Here is a 17,929-nt window from a genome sequence, read left to right as displayed (position 1 = left end):
GGCTACTCGCCGACCAGCCTCCGCAGCTTGTCGGGGTTGCGGATGACGTAGACCGAATGGATGCGCCCGTCGAGGACGTCCAGCTGGAACACGGCGTCGGGCTCGTCCCCGGACAGGACCAGCACCGCGGGGCCGCCGTTGAGTTCCAGGAACCGGAAGGACACCGCCGCAATGCCCTTGCGCGCGGCGCCGACGAGGAAGCGGCCCACGTTGTCGGCGCTCTGAAGTACCCGCAGGGGCGCCTTCGCCTTGCCGCCGCTGTCGCCGACGAGCCGGACGTCGGGGGCGAGCAGCGACATGAGGCCCTCGAGGTCCCCGTCCGCCGCGGCGGCGAGGAACCGCTCGGTGAGATCACGGCGCTGGACGGGGTCGACGTCGTAGCGCGGCCGGCGCTCGTCGACGTGCTTGCGGGCGCGGCCCGCCAGCTGCCGCACGGCCGGCTCGGCCCGGTCGAGCATGGCGGCGATGTCCGCGTACGGGTATCCGAAGGCCTCCCGCAGGACGAACACGGCCCGCTCCAGCGGCGACAGCGACTCCAGGACGACGAGTACCGCGAGGGACACGGAGTCGGCCAGCATCGCCCGCTCCGCCACGTCCGGGACGGCGCCGCCGAACTCGGTGACATACGGCTCGGGCAGCCAGGGGCCGACGTACGCCTCGTTACGCGCCTTGATCTGGCGCAGCCGGTCGACGGCGAGGCGGGTGGTGACACGCACCAGGAACGCGCGCGGTACGCGCACTTCGGACCGGTCGGCGCCGGACCAGCGCAGCCAGGCCTCCTGGACCACGTCCTCCGCGTCGGCCACGCGGCCGAGCATGCGGTAGGCGACGCCCAGGAGGACGGCGCGGTGCTCTTCGAAGACCTCGGTGGCGGTGTCGGTGGTCACGCCCTCATCCCATCCGACGCGTCCGGTCGTGTCCAGGCGGATTTCCGCGGGCGGGGCTTCGCGGTCCATACGGCTGAGTGGTTGACGACAACCGGGGGCTACCCGGCGGTAGCTATTGCTGACAAGGTGTCTACACCACGTCCGGCGCACGAGTCTTCGGCAAGGAGCTGTATGTCCGCCACCGTCTCCTTCAAGGTCCCCACCCAGCACGGCCCGCGGAGTGTGACCGTCTCCTACGCGCGCGTGGGCACCGGTGCACCGCTGCTCCTGCTGCACGGCATAGGTCACCACCGGCAGGTGTGGGATCCGGTGATCCCCGCCCTGGCGCCCGAGCGCGATGTGATCGCCGTGGATCTGCCGGGCTGTGGGGAATCCCCGGCGCTCCCGGCCGGACTGGCGCACGACCTGCCGTCGATGACTGCCGTACTCACCGCTCTGTGCGAGGCGCTGGATGTCGAACGGCCGCATGTGGCGGGCAATTCGCTGGGCGGTCTGCTGGCGTTGCAGCTCGGTCGCGACCGGCTCGTCCGGTCGGTCACGGCCCTGTCCCCGGCCGGGTTCTGGTCGCCGGTCGAGCGGCGCTACGCCTTCGGTGTCCTGATGACGATGCGACAGATCGCGCAGCGGATGCCGGTGCCCGTGGTCGAGCGGCTCGCCCGCCCGGCGCTCGGCCGTACGCTCCTGACGAGCACCATCTACGCCCGCCCGGCCCGCCGTTCACCCGAGGCCGTGGTCGCGGAGACGCTCGCGCTGGCGCGTGCCGAGGGCTTCTCGGAGACCCTGCGGACCGGCAGGGACGTGCAGTTCACCGATGACGTGCCGGGGATTTCGGTCACGGTGGCCTGGGGCAGCAGGGACCGGCTGCTCGTGCCCCGGCAGGGCGTCCGCGCTAAGTACGTCATTCCCCGGGCCCGGCTGATCCGGCTGCCCGGCTGCGGTCACGTCCCGATGAACGACGACCCGGCGCTGGTCGCGCGGGTCCTGCTCGACGGCAGCCGCTGAGCGGAGCCGGTCCCTCAGGAGGCTCTACTGTTCTTGCGCCCCGGTCGCCGCCGCTTTTCCGTGCGCCCACGGTCAGTTGTTCACTTGTGGTTTCCGTGTGCGCTGCGGCGCACCAGTAGTTGTGGCATCGCAACTGGCCGGAACCGTCCTGTCCTGGAGGCGCCCCATGTCACACCGTCCCTTCCCCGGCCGCCGCAGCGTCCTGCGCGGCTCCCTCGCCGCGTCGGCGGCCCTGACCCTGCCCGTCGGCCTCGGCGCGGCGCCGGCCCTCGCCCGGTCGGGGCGCCCCTCGGCGGGCTGGGGCGTACAGACGGGCGACGTGACCGCGCATTCCGGGCTGGTGTGGGTACGGTCCGACCGGCCGGCCCGGATGATCGTCGAGACGTCCGCGACCGAGTCGTTCCGCAACCCGCGCAGATGGCAGGGCCCGCTGCTCGGCCCCGGCACGGACTTCACCGGCACGACCCGGCTGCGCGGACTGCCGTCCGGCGAGCAGATCCACTACCGCGTGCTGCTCGCCGACCCGGACGACCCGCGTCGCACCGGCGAGCCGGTCACCGGCACCTTCCGCACGGCGTCCGACCGGCGGCGCGACGGGGTGCGGTTCGTCTGGTCCGGCGATCTGGCCGGACAGGGCTGGGGCATCAACCCGGAGCTCGGCGGTTACCGGATCTACGACGCGATGGCCGCCCTCGACCCGGACTTCTTCATCTGCAGCGGTGACAACGTCTACGCCGACGGTCCGATCACCGAGACCGTGGCCCTGCCCGACGGGCGGACCTGGCGGAACATCACCACCGAGGAGAAGTCCAAGGTCGCCGAGACGCTGGCGGAGTTCCGCGGCAACTTCCGCTACAACCTGCTGGACGAGAGCCTGCGCGCCTTCAACGCCCAGGTGCCGTCCATCATCCAGTGGGACGACCACGAGGTCACCAACAACTGGTACCCGGGTGAGATCCTCACCGACACCCGGTACACCGAGAAGAACGTCGACGTGCTCGCCGCGCGCGCCCGGCAGGCGTTCTCGGAGTACTTCCCGATCTCGACGCTGCGCCGCCCCGACGGCCGGGTCTACCGGGTCCAGCACCACGGCCCGCTGCTCGACGTCTTCGTCCTGGACATGCGCACCTACCGCAACGCGAACTCCACGGACGACCAGCCCACCGACCAGCAGGGCATCCTAGGCCGCGAGCAGCTGGAGTGGCTCAAGCGGGAGCTGTCCCGCTCCCGGGCGGTGTGGAAGGTGATCGCCTCCGACATGCCGCTCGGCCTGGTCGTGCCGGACACCGGGGACGGCAAACCGAACATCGAGGCGGTCGCGCAGGGCGACCCCGGGGCGCCCCTCGGCCGTGAACTGCAGATCGCCGAGCTGCTGCGGTTCGTCAAGCACCGGCGGATCACGGGCACGGTGTGGCTGACCGCCGATGTGCACTACACCTCGGCGCAGCATTACCAGCCGTCGCGGGCCGCGTTCACCGACTTCGAGCCGTTCTGGGAGTTCGTCTCGGGCCCGCTCAACGCGGGCGCCTTCCCCGCCAACACGCTCGACAACACCTTCGGCCCGGAGCGGGTGTTCGTGAAGGCACCGGCCACGGCCAACGTCTCGCCGGCCGGCGGCTACCAGTTCTTCGGCGAGGTGGACATCGACGGCCACAGCGGGGAGATGACGGTGCGGCTGCGCGAGCAGGACGGCACCGTGCTGTTCACGCAGGTGCTGCAGCCGGGCCGCGTCGGCCAGTAGATTCGGTGCGCGCGGCCCAAGGCGCGCACCGGTGTCATCCCCCGGTGCGCGGCCTTGGGCCGCAGTCCCCAACCTCCCCTCGATCAGGGCCTTTCGCAGGTCAGGCCGATTGTCAGTGGTCGCCTCTACGGTTTTCCCATGACGCGATCTTTGCAGGCCGTGGCCTATCGGCGACCCTCCGTGCTGGAGTCCGCGGCGGACGGACAACGCCTGGGGTTGGAGACCTCACGAGGTGCGACGCCTTCGGGCGTGCAGGACCATCCGCAGTTCTTCGCAGGCTTCCTGACCTCCCCTCAGGTCGCCTCGGCCGGGCTGTTGGCGGTGGCCGACGTGGCGGCCGCGCGGTACTACCAGCGGCAGCTGCGCGCCTCGCTCGACCCGGTGGTGACGGGCAACGGTGACCGGCTGCGCTTCGAGTCCTTCTCGGGCTGCGGCGGGGTGTACGCACGCCTGGACGTCATGGAGCCGGGCCTCGAGGGCGGCGAGGTGGGGCACGGGACGACGAACGTCGACGTCAACAACCCCCTGCGCGAGGCCCTGTCGAGGATCGGCCCGGCCGACCCGCTGCACATGCGGGTGGGTCCCGACGAGTTGTCCGTGACCACGCTGGACGGCCCGGTGGTGGAGCGGAAGGTGCCGCTTCCCGACCGGTGGCTGCGCGGGTTCGCCGAGGCCCAGGTCATCGCCGCCGGCTTCGACCTGCGCGCGGAGCTGCCGGCCGCCGAGGCGGTGCGGTTCCTGCGGTCCCTGCCGCGTGGCGGAGCGCGCGGTGCGTCGGGGGGTGCCCGGTGGGTGGTGCCTTCGGGTCACGGGCTGCGGCCGACGACCCGGGCGGTGCCCGGCGCGGTGTGCCTGCCCGGCCCGGAACGGCTGGTCGCACTCCAGCGGGTGCTGCGGCATGCGACCGCCCTGCGGGTCTACGGTCCCGCCGTCACTGGCGGCAGCGCCCCCACGGCCGGCGCATGGGAGGCCGTGCTGCCCGGCATGCGGCTCACCCTGACGCTGTCCCCCGACGCCTCGCGCGGGTTCTCCGGCGAGGGCGGAGTCCTCGATGCGCTCGCAACGGACGAGGCCGCAGAGGACGCGGAGCTGATCTCGGTGCTGCTGGCCTGGGAGCCCCGCATCGACGTCGCCGACCTCGCCACCGCTTCCGGCCTCACCGCCGAGCGCGTCCGCGCGGCCCTGGTCCGCCTCGGCACCTCGGGACGCGTCGGGTACGACGTGGCGGAGGCGGCCTACTTCCACCGGGAACTGCCGTACGACGCCGAACGCGTGGGCCGGCACAACCCGCGCCTGCGCTCCGCCCGGGCGCTGGTGGCGGCGGGCGCGGTCGCCCTGGACGGCGCGGTCGCCACGGTGACGGCCGAGGACGGGCACGTCCACCGGGTGCGCGACCAGGCGGGGGTGTTGAGCTGCAGTTGCCTGTGGTGGGCCAGATATCGGGGCGGGCGCGGGCCGTGCAAGCACGCGCTGGCGGTGCGGATGGTGCGGCGGGGTGTCGCGGTGGAGCAGGTCGGGGCGCGGGTCGAGGGGAGTGTGCGATGAGTGCGCTGATGGATGCGGTGCGGGCGGGCCGTACAGCCGAGGCGGTGGGTCTGCTCGACGGGATGACGGACGCCGAACGGAGGTCGCACTTCCCCGAGTTGAAGGCGCTGCGCAAGGAGCTGAGGGCGGCCCCCTGGGACGCGCAGTCGCGGCGCGCCCTGCCCGCCCTGCACGCGGCCGGGGCGGCATGCCAGACGGGGGCCGCGGGGGTGGCCGGGTGGATCGCCGCCGCGGACCTGCGCTGGTCACGGGTGTCGCCCGGACTGCTGCTGCACGTCCTGGGCGACCGGGACACCGACTGGCTCACGGATGTGACGCACCGGCTGGCGCAGCGCCCGGTCACCGCGTGGGTACCCTTCGAGCTGATGGCCGGCCTGGTGCGACTCTCCGGCTGCCCGGTACCGACGACCGAGGCCTACGTCCGGGGCTGGGTCGATCACCTTCACGGCTCATGGCAGCGCGGGGGGACCCTGTTCGACCGGCTGCGGCAGGATCCGCATCTGCCGCAGCTGGCGGCGGCGCTCTTCGAGACGAACGACATCGGCGGCAGGCTGGAATGGCCGAACCAGGAGGGCCCGGACAGCTGGACCGGAGCGCTCGCGCAGCTGACCGCCGAGGGCGCCCTCGACCGCCGTGCGACGGTCGACGCGTGCGTGGCGCGGCTCCTGCGGGGTGGTCCCGCCGCCGATCAGCGGGTGTTCCTGCGGCTGCTGAAGACGCTCGCCCTGACCCGCGCCGAGGAGCGGGAGCGGGTCGCCGACTGGCTTGCGCTGGCCTCGGACGCGGCGTCCCCGGTCGCCTCGCACGCCCAGTCCGTCCTGGGAAACCTGGCTCTGGACGGTGAGCTGACACCACGTCATCTGGCGGAGTTGTCGGGAGCGGTGCTGTTCCGGACCGAGAAGAAGCTGGTGCGGGCGCAGCTCGTGCTGCTGAGCAAGGTGCTCGCGCGGGACGCGTCCACGGCCGAGGAGCTGCTGCTCGCCGCCGCGCAGGCCTTCGGGCATGCGGACTCGGAGATGCAGGAGCGGGCGCTCAAGCTGGTCGAGCGGCATGTCAAGAGACTGAACACGGCCGATGCGCGGGACGAACTGGCCGTGGCCGCCGAGCAGTTGGTCCCCGGCCTGCGCGCCCGGGCATCCCGCACCCTGGGTATCGCACCGGCGGCACCTGAGCCGGTGACGTACGAGGAGGTGCTGCCACCCGTGCCGGAGCCGGTCTGTCTGGCGCCGGCACCGGAGTCCGTGGAGGAACTCGCCGAGGAGGTGGGAGCGGCACTGGCGGGCGAGCCCGGCGTGACCGGCTTCGAGCGGGCGTTGGACGGGCTGGTACGGCAGGCGTACCGCAACCGGGACGCCCTGCTGCAGGCCCTGGAGCCGGTGATGACCCGCCGCTGGTGGGACCGCGCCGACACCCTGCACGCCGGCGACCGGTTCGGCACCGCCCACCACGGCGTGTCCAACGCGGCGGACGGGCTGGACATCCTCCTCGCCGCCCTGCGGGGCAAGGTGCGCACTGCCACGCTGCACGCCCGGGTCCAGCACGGGACGACCGGCCGTGACTGCGTGCACAGCGCCCTGTCCCGGGCCTTCGACAGCCGCGTGTGGGAGGTGGCGTACCGGATACGCACCGATCCCCTGCCCTTCCTGCTCTCCACCCCGACCTGGAGCACGGGGCTGCTGGAACCCGCCGAACTGGTGGAACGCCTGGAGGTCTACGGCCGGCTGGGCGCCCGCGTCTCGTCCGCCGACTTCGCGCAGGCCCTGTTGCGGGTGCGGCGCGGGGACCGCGAGGCGGCCCGGACGGCAGCCCACCGGGCGGCGGCGCTCGGCACGGCGGAGGGGAGACGGCTCGCCGAGTGGCTGACCTCCGAGGCACCGGCGTTCCCCACCGCCCGGCGGCGGACGTCGGGGCCGCGTGTCCTGGTCGAGCTGGCTGAACTGCTGGAACTGCAGGAGCACTTCCCGGCGGAGTTCCGGCCGCTCGGGCGACCGGTGGGCGTCTTCACGGAGCGGCACTACTGCTACCACTGGAGCGACGACATACAGCAGCACTGGCTGGCGCTGCTCCCGGAGCGGCGCGAACTGGTGGCGGTGCGGTTGCTGCGCGATCTGTCCGCCCTCGCCGTGGACGACTCACGGGGCGCCGCCTCGGTGCTGCCGCTGCTCGCCGAGTCGGGTGGCGAAGCGGGCGAGGCCGTCCATCTGGGTGTGGCGTACGCGCTCGGGGCACGGCATCCGGAGGACCGGCTCGCCGCCGTGGACGCGCTGCTGGTGCTGGCCGCGCGTGGACAGCTGGACACGGCTCGGCTCGGCGCCGACCTCGGTCAGCTGATTCGGCGGGGAGCCGTGAAACCGCAGCGGCTCGCCGAGTCGGCGCGGACCGCGGCGGCCACCGAGGCCAATGCCTCCATCTGGGGCATCCTCCGCCACACCCTGCCCATGCTGCTCGCCGATCTCGCGACCGGCGGGGCGACCGCACCGGCCCGCGGGCTCGGCGATCTGCTGGCGGTGGCGGCCGAGTGTGCCGAGCGGTCCGGGGCGCGCGGCGAGCTGCCGCACCTGGCGCAGACGGCGGCGCGGCGCGGCTCGTCGCGTCTGGTGGCCCAGGCACGCCGGCTGCGTAGTTCGCTGGCCGGGGAGCCGGCCGCCTGACGTAGGCCTGCAGGCAGGGGCCCGTCGGCACGGCCGGTGTCACCTCGTTGACACCTCTGACGCAACACATTCGTAAAAAGAACTGCAAAACGGACAGAACCATGCTTTACCGATCAGTCACAAAGCGTTCGTGATCACGCAACACCTTTCCTTCACAGTGGCTGCATGAGTCGAGACATGTCTGATGTGACGCGTGCGAAAAACGGGCGTCCTGTGCACCACTGGCGACGGGACGTCGTCGAACTCGCCGCCCTCTTCACCGCCGTCGCGGTGGCCGATGCCGTGGCGAACCTGATCGGCCACGGACCCGACGGTCCGGCGCTGCTGGTGATCTCGGCGGTCGTCCTGCTCGCCACGGCCGCCTTCCACATCTGGTGGGCACGGCGCCACGGTCACGCTCCTCCGAAGAGCGATACCGGCGCCCGGCCGCGCTCCCCGGAGCAGCAGGCCGGGCCGTCCACGAGCCCTGAGTCCGAGGCCGGGGAGGGCACGCTGTGGCGGATGCGGACGACGGTGAAGGACGAACCGGGCTCGCTGGCCGCGCTGTGCACGGCCCTCGCCGGGCACCGGGTCGACATCCTGAGCCTGCAGACGCATCCGCTGGGTGACGGCACGGTCGACGAGTTCCTGCTGCGGGCTCCCGCAGAGCTCGCGGCGTCCGAGATCACCCGGGCGGTCTCGCAGGCGGGCGGTACGCACACCTGGATCGAGCGGGCCGACGCCCACGACCTGGTGGACGCGCCGACCCGGATCCTGGGCCTCGCCACCCGCACCGCGCTGGACGGCGCCGAACTGCCGCTCGCGCTAAGGCAGTTGCTCGGCCGGTGCACCATCCGTTCGCTGCCCGCCCCGGCAGGGGGCGACCGCGGGACGGACGGCATTGCGGTGGAGGGAGCCCTGGAGGACACCGTGATGCGGCTGCGCGCACCGGAAGGCGGAGTGATCACCGTGGAGCGGCCGTATCTGCCGTTCACACCGACCGAGTTCGCGCGGGCGCGGGCGCTGGTGGAGCTGGACGCCCGGCTCGGGCCGCGCATCCCGCGCAGCCAGGACGTGCTGACGCTGCCGCAGGGCAGTGCCATCACGGTGCGCCGGGCCGACCCGAGCGACCTCGAGGCCGCGAAGGAGATGCACGAGCGGTGCTCGAAGAGGACGCTCGCGATGCGCTACCACGGTCCGGTCGGTGACGCGGACCGCTACCTCAACCATCTGCTCAGCCCGCGCTTCGGCCGGACGCTCGCCGTACAGACCGCGTCGGGCCACATCGTCGGGCTCGGTCATCTGCTGTGGGACGGGGACGAGACGGAGGTCGCGCTGCTCGTCGAGGACGAGTGGCAGCGGCGCGGCATCGGCGGCGAGCTGCTCGGCCGCCTGGTGACGATGGCGGTGGAGGCGGGCTGCGAGAGCGTGTACGCCGTGACGCGGTCGTCCAACACCGGCATGGTCGCCGCGATGCGTGGACTGGGCCTGCCGCTCGACTACCAGATCGAGGAGGGCACGCTGGTGATCACGGCCCGGCTGGACGCGACGCCGGTCAGCTCGCGGCTGCCGTACGACCACGAAGAGGCCGGCCAGTCCAGCGTGCGGGACTGACCCTTCGACGTCCGCAGGGAACGGCCCGGTGGTGAACGCCGGGCCGTTTGCGCGTGCCCCGGATCAGCCGCGCGCCGCCGAGGCTCGCTGCTGCGGCGGCGACACCCGCTCCCCCAGGGCGCGGTCCAGGTCGGCCCACAGGTCGTCGACGTCCTCCAGGCCCACCGACATCCGCAGCAGCCGGTCGCTGACGCCGGCGCCCCGGCGGTCGTCCGCGTCGACGATGCGATGGCTGATGGACGCCGGGTGCTGGATGAGGGTGTCGACGCTGCCGAGGCTCACGGCAGGAGTGATCAGCCGGACGCCGCCGATGACCGCGTGCGGGTCGCCGAGCACCTCGAAGGCGATCATCGCCCCGCCGATGCGGGGATAGTGGACGCGGGCGACGCGCGGGTCGGCGGCAAGGCGGCGGGCGAGCTCGGCGGCGTTCGCCGACGCGGCCCGCACCCGGACCGGAAGGGTCGAAAGGCCACGCAGCAGCAGATAGCCGGCCAGCGGATGCAGCACCCCGCCGGTGGCGAACCGCACCTGCCGCAGCCGCCGGGCGAACTCCTCGTCGCAGGCGACCACACCGGCCATGACGTCCCCGTGCCCGCCGAGGTACTTGGTGGCACTGTGCAGCACCAGCCGGGCGCCCTGCTCGGCGGGACGCTGCAGCACCGGCGTGGCGAAGGTGTTGTCGGCCAGCAGCGGGACGGAACCGCAGGCGTGGGCGACAGCCCGCAGGTCGAGTTCGGCGAGGGTGGGGTTCGCCGGGGACTCCACCATGACCAGCCCGGTGTCGGGGCGCAGCGCGTCCGCGATGCCGGCCGGGTCGGTCCAGGTGACCTCGCTGCCGAGGAGGCCGGCGGTGAGCAGGTGGTCGCTGCAGCCGTACAGCGGACGTACGGCCACGACGTGGCGCAGCCCCATGGACCCCCGTACGAGAAGGACCGCGCTCAGCGCGGCCATGCCGCTGGCGAACGCCACGGCCGACTCGGTGCCTTCGAGGCGGGCCAGGGCGGTCTCGAAGCGGGCGACGGTGGGGTTGCCGAGCCGGGCGTAGACGGGCGCGCCGTCCGGTTCCGCGCCGGTGGCGGCGAAGGCGTCGATGCGGGCGGCCTCGCCGCGGCTGTCGTAGGAGGGATAGGTGGTGGACAGGTCGATCGGCGGGGCGTGCAGTCCCTGACGGGCGAGGTCGTCGCGGCCGGCGTGCACGGCCTCGGTGGCCAGTGCTCTCGATGCGATGGGCGTGTCCATGGAGGGAAGGGTGAACACTGACCGGGTCACTGGGGGCAGAGACCGTGATACGTTCGACAGATGGCCGAATCTGTCGAACTGGATCCGGTGGATCTCGATCTGCTGCGGCTGTTGCAGAACGACGCCCGGACGACCTACCGCGATCTCGCCGCCCAGGTCGGGGTCGCCCCGTCGACCTGCCTGGACCGGGTGACCAGGCTGCGCCGCGCGGGCGTGATCCTCGGTCATCAGCTGCGGCTGGATCCGGCCAAGCTGGGGCGTGGGCTGCAGGCACTGCTGTCGGTGCAGGTCAGGCCGCATCGGCGGGAGCTGGTGGGACCGTTCGTGGAGCGGATCCGGGCGCTGCCGGAATCGCTGACCGTCTTCCACCTCACCGGTCCCGACGACTATCTCGTCCATGTCGCGGTCGCGGACATGGCGGATCTGCAGCGGCTGGTCCTGGACGAGTTCACGTCGCGGCGTGAAGTCGCCCGCGTGGAGACCCGGCTGATTTTCCAACAGTGGGACTGCGGCCCGCTGTTGCCGCCTTCGCCGTCGGCTCAATCCGGGTGACGCGCGGCGGCACCTCGTATGAGGATGGTCCGCATGTCACAGACCAACAGCCCGCTGCCCCGTGAGGTAGCCGACGCCTACGTCGACGAGCTCATCGCCCTCGATCCGATCACCGGTACCTATCTCGGCGTGCAGGAGAGTTCGAGCCGCCTGCCCGACACCTCGCCCGCGGGCCAGGAGGCGCTCGCGGAGCTGGCGCGCAGGACGCTCGCGCGGCTCGACGAGGCCGAAGGCCGGCCGGGCGCGGACAGTGACATCGAGCGCCGGTGCGCACGCCTGCTGCGCGAGCGGCTCACCGCCGAGCTCGCCGTGCACGAGGCCGACGAGGGGCTGCGCAGGGTCGGCAACCTGGGCACGCCTGTGCACTCGGTGCGCGAGGTGTTCACCGTGACCCCGGCGGAGACGGAGGAGGACTGGGCGGCCATCGCCGAGCGGCTGCGGGCGGTGCCGGCCGCGCTGGCCGGCTACCGCGAGTCCCTCGCGCTCGGTCTGGAACGCAAGCTGTACGCGGCTCCCCGGCCGACGGCGACCCTGGTCGAGCAGCTCACCGAGTGGTCGGACACCGACGGCACCGGCCGCGGCTGGTTCGAGGACTTCGCCTCGGCCGGTGCCGAGTCGCTGCGCGCGGAGCTGGACGACGCCGCCCGCGCCGCGACGGCGGCCGTCGTGGAACTGCGGGACTGGACGCGCGACGTGTACGCACCGACGATCGAGGACGCGCCGAACACCGTGGGCCGGGAACGCTACGCCCGCTGGTCGCGCTACTTCAACGGCACCGACCTCGACCTGGACGAGGCGTACGCGTACGGCTGGGCCGAGTTCCACCGCATCCTCGCGGAGATGAAGCAGGAGGCCGAGAAGATCCTGCCCGGCGCGAAGACGCCGTGGGTGGCGCTCGCGCACCTCGACGAGCACGGCCGGCACATCGAGGGCGTCGACGAGGTCCGGCAGTGGCTGCAGGACCTGATGGACCAGGCGATCGAGGCGCTGGACGGCACGCACTTCGAACTCGCCGAGCGGGTCCGGAAGGTGGAGTCGTGCATCGCCCCGCCCGGCAGCGCGGCCGCCCCCTACTACACGCCCCCGTCGGAGGACTTCTCGCGTCCGGGCCGCACCTGGCTGCCGACCATGGGCCAGACCCGGTTCCCGGTGTACGACCTGGTCTCGACCTGGTACCACGAGGGCGTCCCCGGCCATCACCTCCAGCTGGCCCAGTGGACGCATGTCGCCGGGAACCTGTCCCGCTACCAGGCCACGATCGGCGGGGTCAGCGCCAACGCCGAGGGCTGGGCGCTGTACGCGGAGCGCCTGATGGACGAGCTGGGCTTCCTCACCGACGCGGAGCAGCGGCTCGGCTACCTCGACGCGCAGATGATGCGGGCCGCGCGGGTCATCGTGGACATCGGTATGCACCTGGAGCTGGAGATTCCGGCGGACTCGCCCTTCCACCCGGGTGAGCGCTGGACCCCCGAGCTGGCCCAGGAGTTCTTCGGCGCGCACAGCAGCCGGCCGGCGGACTTCGTGGAGAGCGAGCTGACCCGCTATCTGACGATCCCGGGCCAGGCGATCGGCTACAAGCTCGGTGAACGCGCCTGGCTGCTGGGCCGCGAGAACGCCCGCAAGCGGCACGGTGACACCTTCGACCTCAAGGCCTGGCACATGGCGGCCCTCTCCCAGGGCTCCCTGGGCCTGGACGACCTGGTGGACGAGCTGTCCGCCCTCTGATCAGCGCCGGAATCCGCCCTCGGAGTCGATGACCTGACCGGTGATCCACGCCGCCTCGTCCGTCGCCAGCCAGGCGATGAGGCGGGCCGGGTCGTCGGGCATGCCCCACCGCCCGGCGGGGAACCGCTCGGCCACGGCCGCGTAGGCCTCGCCGGTCAGGTAGTCCGTGTCCACAGGGCCGGGGTTGACGGTGTTCACCGTGACCGCGTGCTCGGCGAGCGTCGTCGACAGGGAGCGGGTGATCGAGGCGAGGGCGCCCTTCTGGAGGGCGTAGGCGATCTCACCGGGCATCCCGCCCGCGATGTCCTGTCCCGAGGTCATCATCACCACGCGCCCGCCCGGCGTACGCGGCGGCAGCCCGGCCCGCAGCCGCGCATACTCCTGCACCAGCAGCAGGACCGAGCGGGTGTCGACCGCCCAGTGGGCGTCGAGCATCGTGGCGTCGATCGTGTCGAGGGTGCCGTCGGAACCGCTGAGGGCGTGGTTAGCGACGAGGATGTCGAGCCGTCCGCCGAGTGCCGCGGCGGCGGTGGCGATCAGCGCGGCGGGCGCGTCCGGGTCGGAGAGGTCGCCGGGCCCGGCGAGGACCCGGGCGTCCGGGTCGCCGAGCGCCCCGCGCACGGAGGCGACCACGTCCTCCGGCCGGTCGGCGCCCCAGGGCATGGCGGCGTCGTGCGGCACATGGTGGTGCAGATAGACGCTTGCCCCGTACGCGGCCAGCCGCCGGGCCACGGCATGCCCGATGCCGCCTCGTCGGCTCGCCCCGGTGACAAGCGCGGTCCGGCCGTGCAGGGGCAGGGGGTCGCGGCGCAGCTCTTCGGGGGCGGGGTGCGGAAGTTTCGGCATGACGACCATGCTCGGGAAGCTGCGGGCGGGGCGCACATGAATTTCCGCACCGGGCGTGTGGCGTCAGCCGCCGCAGTCCTCCCCCTGCACAGGAACCGTCAGCACCCGCAGTCCTCCGCGTCGACCGGCGCCGTCAGCGGGTCGGCGGGGCGTCGCTCGCGGCCCTGCCAGGTCTCGTACTCGAAGCCCTCGCGTACCCAGTACTCGAAGCCGCCGAGCATCTCCTTGACCTGGTAGCCGAGTTCGGCGAGGGCGAGGGCGGCACGGGTGGCGCCGTTGCAGCCGGGGCCCCAGCAGTACGTCACGACCGGCACCGACCGGTCGAGGAGCTGCTCGGCCTGCTCCGGGACGAGCGCGGTCGGCAGGTGGATCGCGCCGGGGACATGGCCCTGGTCCCAGGACTCGGTGGAGCGGGAGTCCACGACGACGAAGCCCGCTTCGCCGCCGGCCGCGAGCGCGGCGGCCACGTCGGAGACATCGGCGTGGAAGGTGAGGCTTGCGCGGAAGTAGGCGGCGGCCGCGGCCGGTGCGGCGGGGGCGACCCGCAGGACGGGGTTGACGGCGGTCGTGCTGCTGCTCATCTCTGGCCTTCCGTTGCGGGCTTCGTCGACCGGAAATCTACGCCTGGTGATCCCCTTCCTTAAGGAGCGATCCACGGCGTTTCCCTTGATCAGCCGGGGTTTCCCCTGCTATCCATCGGGGATGACCGCGTTTTCCCCGGACGCCACCGACTGGCGCATCCTCGATGTCCTGCAGCGGGAGGGCCGGGCCAGTTTCGCCGAGCTGGCGCGTGCCGTCTCGATGTCCGCGAGCGCGGTCACGGAGCGGGTGCGGCGCCTGGAGGAGGCGGGGGTCATCCAGGGGTACGCGGCCGTCGTGGACCCCGAGCGGCTGGGACTGCCGGTCCTGGCGTTCGTGCGACTGCGCTATCCGAACGGCAACTACAAGCCGTTCCACGACCTCGTCGCGGCGACCCCCGAGATCCTGGAGGCGCACCATGTGACGGGCGACGACTGCTTCGTCATCAAGGTCGCCGCGCGCTCGATGCGCCATCTGGAAGAGGTGTCCGGCAAGATCGGCGCACTGGGCTCGGTGACCACGAGCGTGGTCTACTCGTCCCCCCTGCCGCGCCGCCCGTTGGGACGGTGAGCTCAGCCGACGCCCCGCTGCCGCAGCACCGACCCCGATCTGCCCTTCACCACCTCCAACTGGGCATGGATGCGCCGCCGCAGATCGGGGACATGGCTGACGATGCCGACGCTGCGGTCCCGCTCGCGCAGGGAGTCGAGGACGTCCAGGACCTCATCCAGCGTCTGGTCGTCGAGGCTGCCGAAGCCCTCGTCGATGAACAGGGTGTCGAGCCGGACCCCGCCCGCCTCGTCGGTGACGACGTCCGCGAGACCGAGGGCGAGCGCGAGCGACGCGAAGAACGTCTCGCCGCCCGACAGGGTTGCCGTGTCCCGCTCACGCCCGGTCCAGGCGTCGACGACGTGCAGCCCGAGGCCGCTGCGGCCGCGGCCGGTGCGGTCGTCGGAGTGGACCAGGGTGTAGCGGCCGGAGGACATGCGTTGCAGTCGTACGGTCGCGGCGGCGGCCACCTGTTCCAGGCGGGCCGCGAGGACGTACGACTCCAGGCGCATCTTGCGCTCGTTCTCGGCGGAGGTGCCGGCCGCGAGCCCGGCCAGCCGGGCCACCCGGTCGTACTCCTCGCGCAGCGGCCCCAGCCGTCGTACCCCGGCGGCGGCCCGCGCGGAGAGCCGGTCGAGTTCGCTGCAGCGGCGGGCGGCGGCGTCGCATGCGGAGGCCGCGTCACGCATCCGCTGGGCCGCCACCGCTGAGGTGCGCTCGGCCGTGGCGAGGTCGGCGCGCGGCTGCCGGGCGGCGGCCGCGGTGTCGGCCTCGGCCAGGACCGCGCGCACGGCGGCCTCCTCGGACTGCCAGGCGTCGAGCCGTCGTTGCAGCTCACGGTGCGCGGTGTCGTCCAGCAGGGCGGCGGCCGCGGCCTGCGGGGTGTCGAAGCCGGCGCGGAAGGCGGCGTCGGCGAGCCGGGCGTCGGCGTCCTTGAGCCGCTGGGCCGTGTCCTCGGCGACGCGGGCCGCGTCGGCCGCCTCGGTGAGCCGGGCCACCTGCAGCTCCAGTTGCGCGGCGCGCGCGGCCACACTGCCCGAGGAGCCCCGCGCCTGTATCAACTCCCCTTCCAGGGACGCCTTTTCACGGTCCAGAGCCTCCCGGCGGGCCAGCCGGGAGGCGGCGCGCAGCTCTGCCTGTCGCCGGGCGGTGGTCCGCCGCTCGTGTTCGTGCTCGGCGCGGCGCAGCTCCTCGCGCGCGGCGTGCAGCCCGGACGCGTCCCGACGAGCCTGGGTGAGGAGCCGCTCCAATTCCTCGGCTTCGTCGGCGAGTTGCTCCGTCGGGGCGTCGCCCGCTTCGGCGGTCGCGGCGGCGAGGGCCTCTCGTACGAGGGCGAGGCGCCGCTCGTCCTCGGTGTGCGCTTCCTCCGCACGCTGGTAGGCGGTCAGCGCCTGCTCCTCCGCCTCGCGGTCCACGTGCCCGGCGATCTTCCGCGCGGGGGCGGGGTGTTCGGCGGCGCCGCAGACGGCGCAGGGCTCGCCGTCCTCGAGGTTCGCGGCGAGTTCGGCGGCGATGCCGTTCAGACGCTGTTCCTTCAGGTCGAGCCAGTGCGCCCGGGCCCGCAGCGCACGTTCCCCCGAGGCGAGGGCCTGCTGCTGGGCCCGCTCCGTGTCCCCGGCCAGCTGGTCGCGCAGCCGCGCGGCGCCGAGCCGCTGCTGCACGGGCCCGCGCTGCACGGCGAGCTGCTCGGCCCTGGAGACGGCCTCCTGCGCGGAGTCGATGCGCGCCTGCAGCCCGGCCCGGGTCGTCTCCCACTCGGCCAGCCAGGTCTCCGCCTCCCGAAGGGCGTCCTCGTCGGCGCGCTCCTGGCGGTCGAGGTCGGCGCGCTCCTCACTGAGTGCGGCCAGGCGCTGCTCGGCGCGGCGGGCGGATTCGAGGCCGCCCAGCTCCTCGGCGGTCCGGCGCGCGGCGGCCGCGAGCCCGGCCGCGCCCGCTTCGGCGAAGCCGTCCGGCAGCGCGGCACGCGCGTGTGCCTCGGCCGTCGCCGCCTGCTGGTGTTCGGCGCCGGCCGACTCCCGCAGCTCCAGGGCGGGCGCCACCGCCTCGGCCTTGCGGCCCCGCTCCATGCGCTGCCGGTCCGCCCGGTGGGCCTCGCTTCTCTCCTCCAGCAGCCGGGCCCGCTCCTGGGCCTGTGCGAACCGCTTCTGCAATCGGTCCACTTCGCGTACGCCGTCGAGCGCGCGGTCGGCGGCGGCCTGGGCGGACTCCGCGGCGGCGAGGCCGCACCGGGCGACGGTCAGCTGCTCGCGGGCGGTGCTGCGGGCGATGGCCGCGGCGGTCAGGACGGCCTCGGCCAGGCCGGGATCGCCGGGCGCCAGTTCGGGCAGCTCCATGGAGTCGGCCGCGGCCTGCTGCATGCGGTGCGCCTCGGCCAGCAGCGCCGCGTCCCCGTCGCGCACCCCGGCCTCGGTCGCACGCCGGCGTTCGGCGAGCCGCTTCTCGACCTCCGCGAATCGGTGGGTGTCGAAGAGGCGGCCCAGCAGTCTCCCGCGGGCCTCGGCGTCGGCGCGCAGGAAGCGTGCGAAGTCACCCTGGGGCAGCAGGACCACCTGGCAGAACTGCTCGCGGCTCATGCCGAGCAGCTGGGTGATCTCCTCGCCGATCTCCTGGTGGGAGCGGCTGAGGTCCTTCCAGCTGCCGGCGGTGGCGTCGTACTCGCGCAGCCAGGTCTGCGCCTTGTCCAGGGTGGTGCCCTTGCCGCGCTTCTTGGGACGCTCCCACGGCGGCTGCCGGGTGATCTCCAACCGGCGTCCGGCGACGGTCAGTTCGAGGGTGACCGACGTGCGCGTGGCGGGTGCGGCGTGGTCGCTGCGCAGGGTCGCGCCCTGGCCGTTCTGCCGTGCGCCGGGTACGGAGCCGTAGAGCGCGTAGCACACGGCGTCCAGGACGGACGTCTTGCCGGCGCCGGTCGGTCCGTGCAGCAGGAAGAGTCCCGCGGCCGACAGTTCGTCGAAGTCGATGGTCTGGGTGCCGCCGAAGGGGCCGAAGGCGGTGATGTCCAGCCGGTGCAGCCTCATCGG

The 17,929-nt window shown here is 73.1% G+C and carries 13 protein-coding genes; 8 read left to right on the top strand and 5 right to left on the bottom strand.

Features of this window, described 5'->3' with window-relative positions:
• Positions 1-2: 2 nt before the first annotated feature.
• Positions 3-887: an RNA polymerase sigma-70 factor gene (locus ACFVJQ_RS07960; RefSeq protein WP_385781791.1), complete on the bottom strand. Its 885-nt coding sequence runs from the start codon at positions 885-887 to the stop codon at positions 3-5.
• A 171-nt stretch (positions 888-1,058) separates the two neighbouring features.
• On the opposite strand from ACFVJQ_RS07960, the gene ACFVJQ_RS07955 reads away from it, so the two are divergent.
• The 5 genes from ACFVJQ_RS07955 to ACFVJQ_RS07935 all read left to right on the top strand — a co-directional run bounded on the left by ACFVJQ_RS07955 (position 1,059) and on the right by ACFVJQ_RS07935 (position 9,419).
• On the top strand, positions 1,059-1,889 hold the full coding sequence (locus ACFVJQ_RS07955; protein ID WP_385781788.1) for an alpha/beta fold hydrolase: 831 nt from the start codon (positions 1,059-1,061) through the stop codon (positions 1,887-1,889).
• 166 nt (positions 1,890-2,055) lie between these two features.
• Positions 2,056-3,630, top strand: a complete 1,575-nt coding sequence (locus ACFVJQ_RS07950; RefSeq protein WP_385781785.1) for an alkaline phosphatase D family protein — start codon at positions 2,056-2,058, stop codon at positions 3,628-3,630.
• Between the two features lie 138 nt (positions 3,631-3,768).
• Positions 3,769-5,175 carry an SWIM zinc finger family protein gene (locus ACFVJQ_RS07945; RefSeq protein ID WP_385509040.1) on the top strand — a complete coding sequence of 469 codons (1,407 nt, stop codon included), beginning with the start codon at positions 3,769-3,771 and terminating at the stop codon, positions 5,173-5,175.
• Positions 5,172-7,826: a DUF6493 family protein gene (locus ACFVJQ_RS07940; protein WP_385781782.1), complete on the top strand. Its 2,655-nt coding sequence runs from the start codon at positions 5,172-5,174 to the stop codon at positions 7,824-7,826. Before ACFVJQ_RS07945 ends, ACFVJQ_RS07940 begins: the two co-directional genes overlap by 4 nt.
• Positions 7,827-8,003: 177 nt before the next feature.
• On the top strand, positions 8,004-9,419 hold the full coding sequence (locus ACFVJQ_RS07935; protein ID WP_385781779.1) for a GNAT family N-acetyltransferase: 1,416 nt from the start codon (positions 8,004-8,006) through the stop codon (positions 9,417-9,419).
• A gap of 63 nt (positions 9,420-9,482) precedes the next feature.
• Here ACFVJQ_RS07935 and ACFVJQ_RS07930 read toward each other — a convergent pair whose 3' ends face one another.
• Entirely contained in the window at positions 9,483-10,658 is a 1,176-nt protein-coding gene (locus tag ACFVJQ_RS07930; protein ID WP_385509043.1) for a trans-sulfuration enzyme family protein, read from the bottom strand.
• Between the two features lie 60 nt (positions 10,659-10,718).
• Between ACFVJQ_RS07930 and ACFVJQ_RS07925 the strand changes: the two genes are divergently transcribed.
• Both ACFVJQ_RS07925 and ACFVJQ_RS07920 read left to right on the top strand, forming a co-directional pair.
• Positions 10,719-11,210 (top strand): Lrp/AsnC family transcriptional regulator, encoded by a 492-nt coding sequence (locus tag ACFVJQ_RS07925; protein WP_385509045.1) that lies wholly within the window; start codon positions 10,719-10,721, stop codon positions 11,208-11,210.
• A 33-nt stretch (positions 11,211-11,243) separates the two neighbouring features.
• Positions 11,244-12,935, top strand: coding sequence for a DUF885 domain-containing protein (locus tag ACFVJQ_RS07920; RefSeq protein ID WP_385781776.1), 1,692 nt, complete (start codon positions 11,244-11,246; stop codon positions 12,933-12,935).
• Here ACFVJQ_RS07920 and ACFVJQ_RS07915 read toward each other — a convergent pair whose 3' ends face one another.
• Both ACFVJQ_RS07915 and ACFVJQ_RS07910 read right to left on the bottom strand, forming a co-directional pair.
• Positions 12,936-13,781 carry an SDR family oxidoreductase gene (locus ACFVJQ_RS07915; protein WP_385781773.1) on the bottom strand — a complete coding sequence of 282 codons (846 nt, stop codon included), beginning with the start codon at positions 13,779-13,781 and terminating at the stop codon, positions 12,936-12,938.
• Positions 13,782-13,879: 98 nt separating this feature from the next.
• A complete protein-coding gene (locus tag ACFVJQ_RS07910) occupies positions 13,880-14,362 on the bottom strand; it encodes a rhodanese-like domain-containing protein (RefSeq protein WP_385781770.1) in 483 nt (160 codons plus the stop codon).
• Between the two features lie 121 nt (positions 14,363-14,483).
• Between ACFVJQ_RS07910 and ACFVJQ_RS07905 the strand changes: the two genes are divergently transcribed.
• A complete protein-coding gene (locus tag ACFVJQ_RS07905; protein ID WP_129796659.1) occupies positions 14,484-14,930 on the top strand; it encodes an Lrp/AsnC family transcriptional regulator in 447 nt (148 codons plus the stop codon).
• 2 nt (positions 14,931-14,932) lie between these two features.
• Here the strand turns inward: ACFVJQ_RS07905 and ACFVJQ_RS07900 are convergent, their stop codons facing one another.
• On the bottom strand, positions 14,933-17,926 hold the full coding sequence (locus ACFVJQ_RS07900) for an AAA family ATPase (protein ID WP_385781767.1): 2,994 nt from the start codon (positions 17,924-17,926) through the stop codon (positions 14,933-14,935).
• Between the last annotated feature and the right edge of the window lie 3 nt (positions 17,927-17,929).

Source organism: Streptomyces sp. NPDC127197, assembly GCF_042672405.1.
GTDB lineage: Bacteria > Actinomycetota > Actinomycetes > Streptomycetales > Streptomycetaceae > Streptomyces > Streptomyces flavusporus.
Note: the sequence above shows the minus strand (reverse complement) of the source record. Positions and strands in the feature narration are given on the sequence as shown.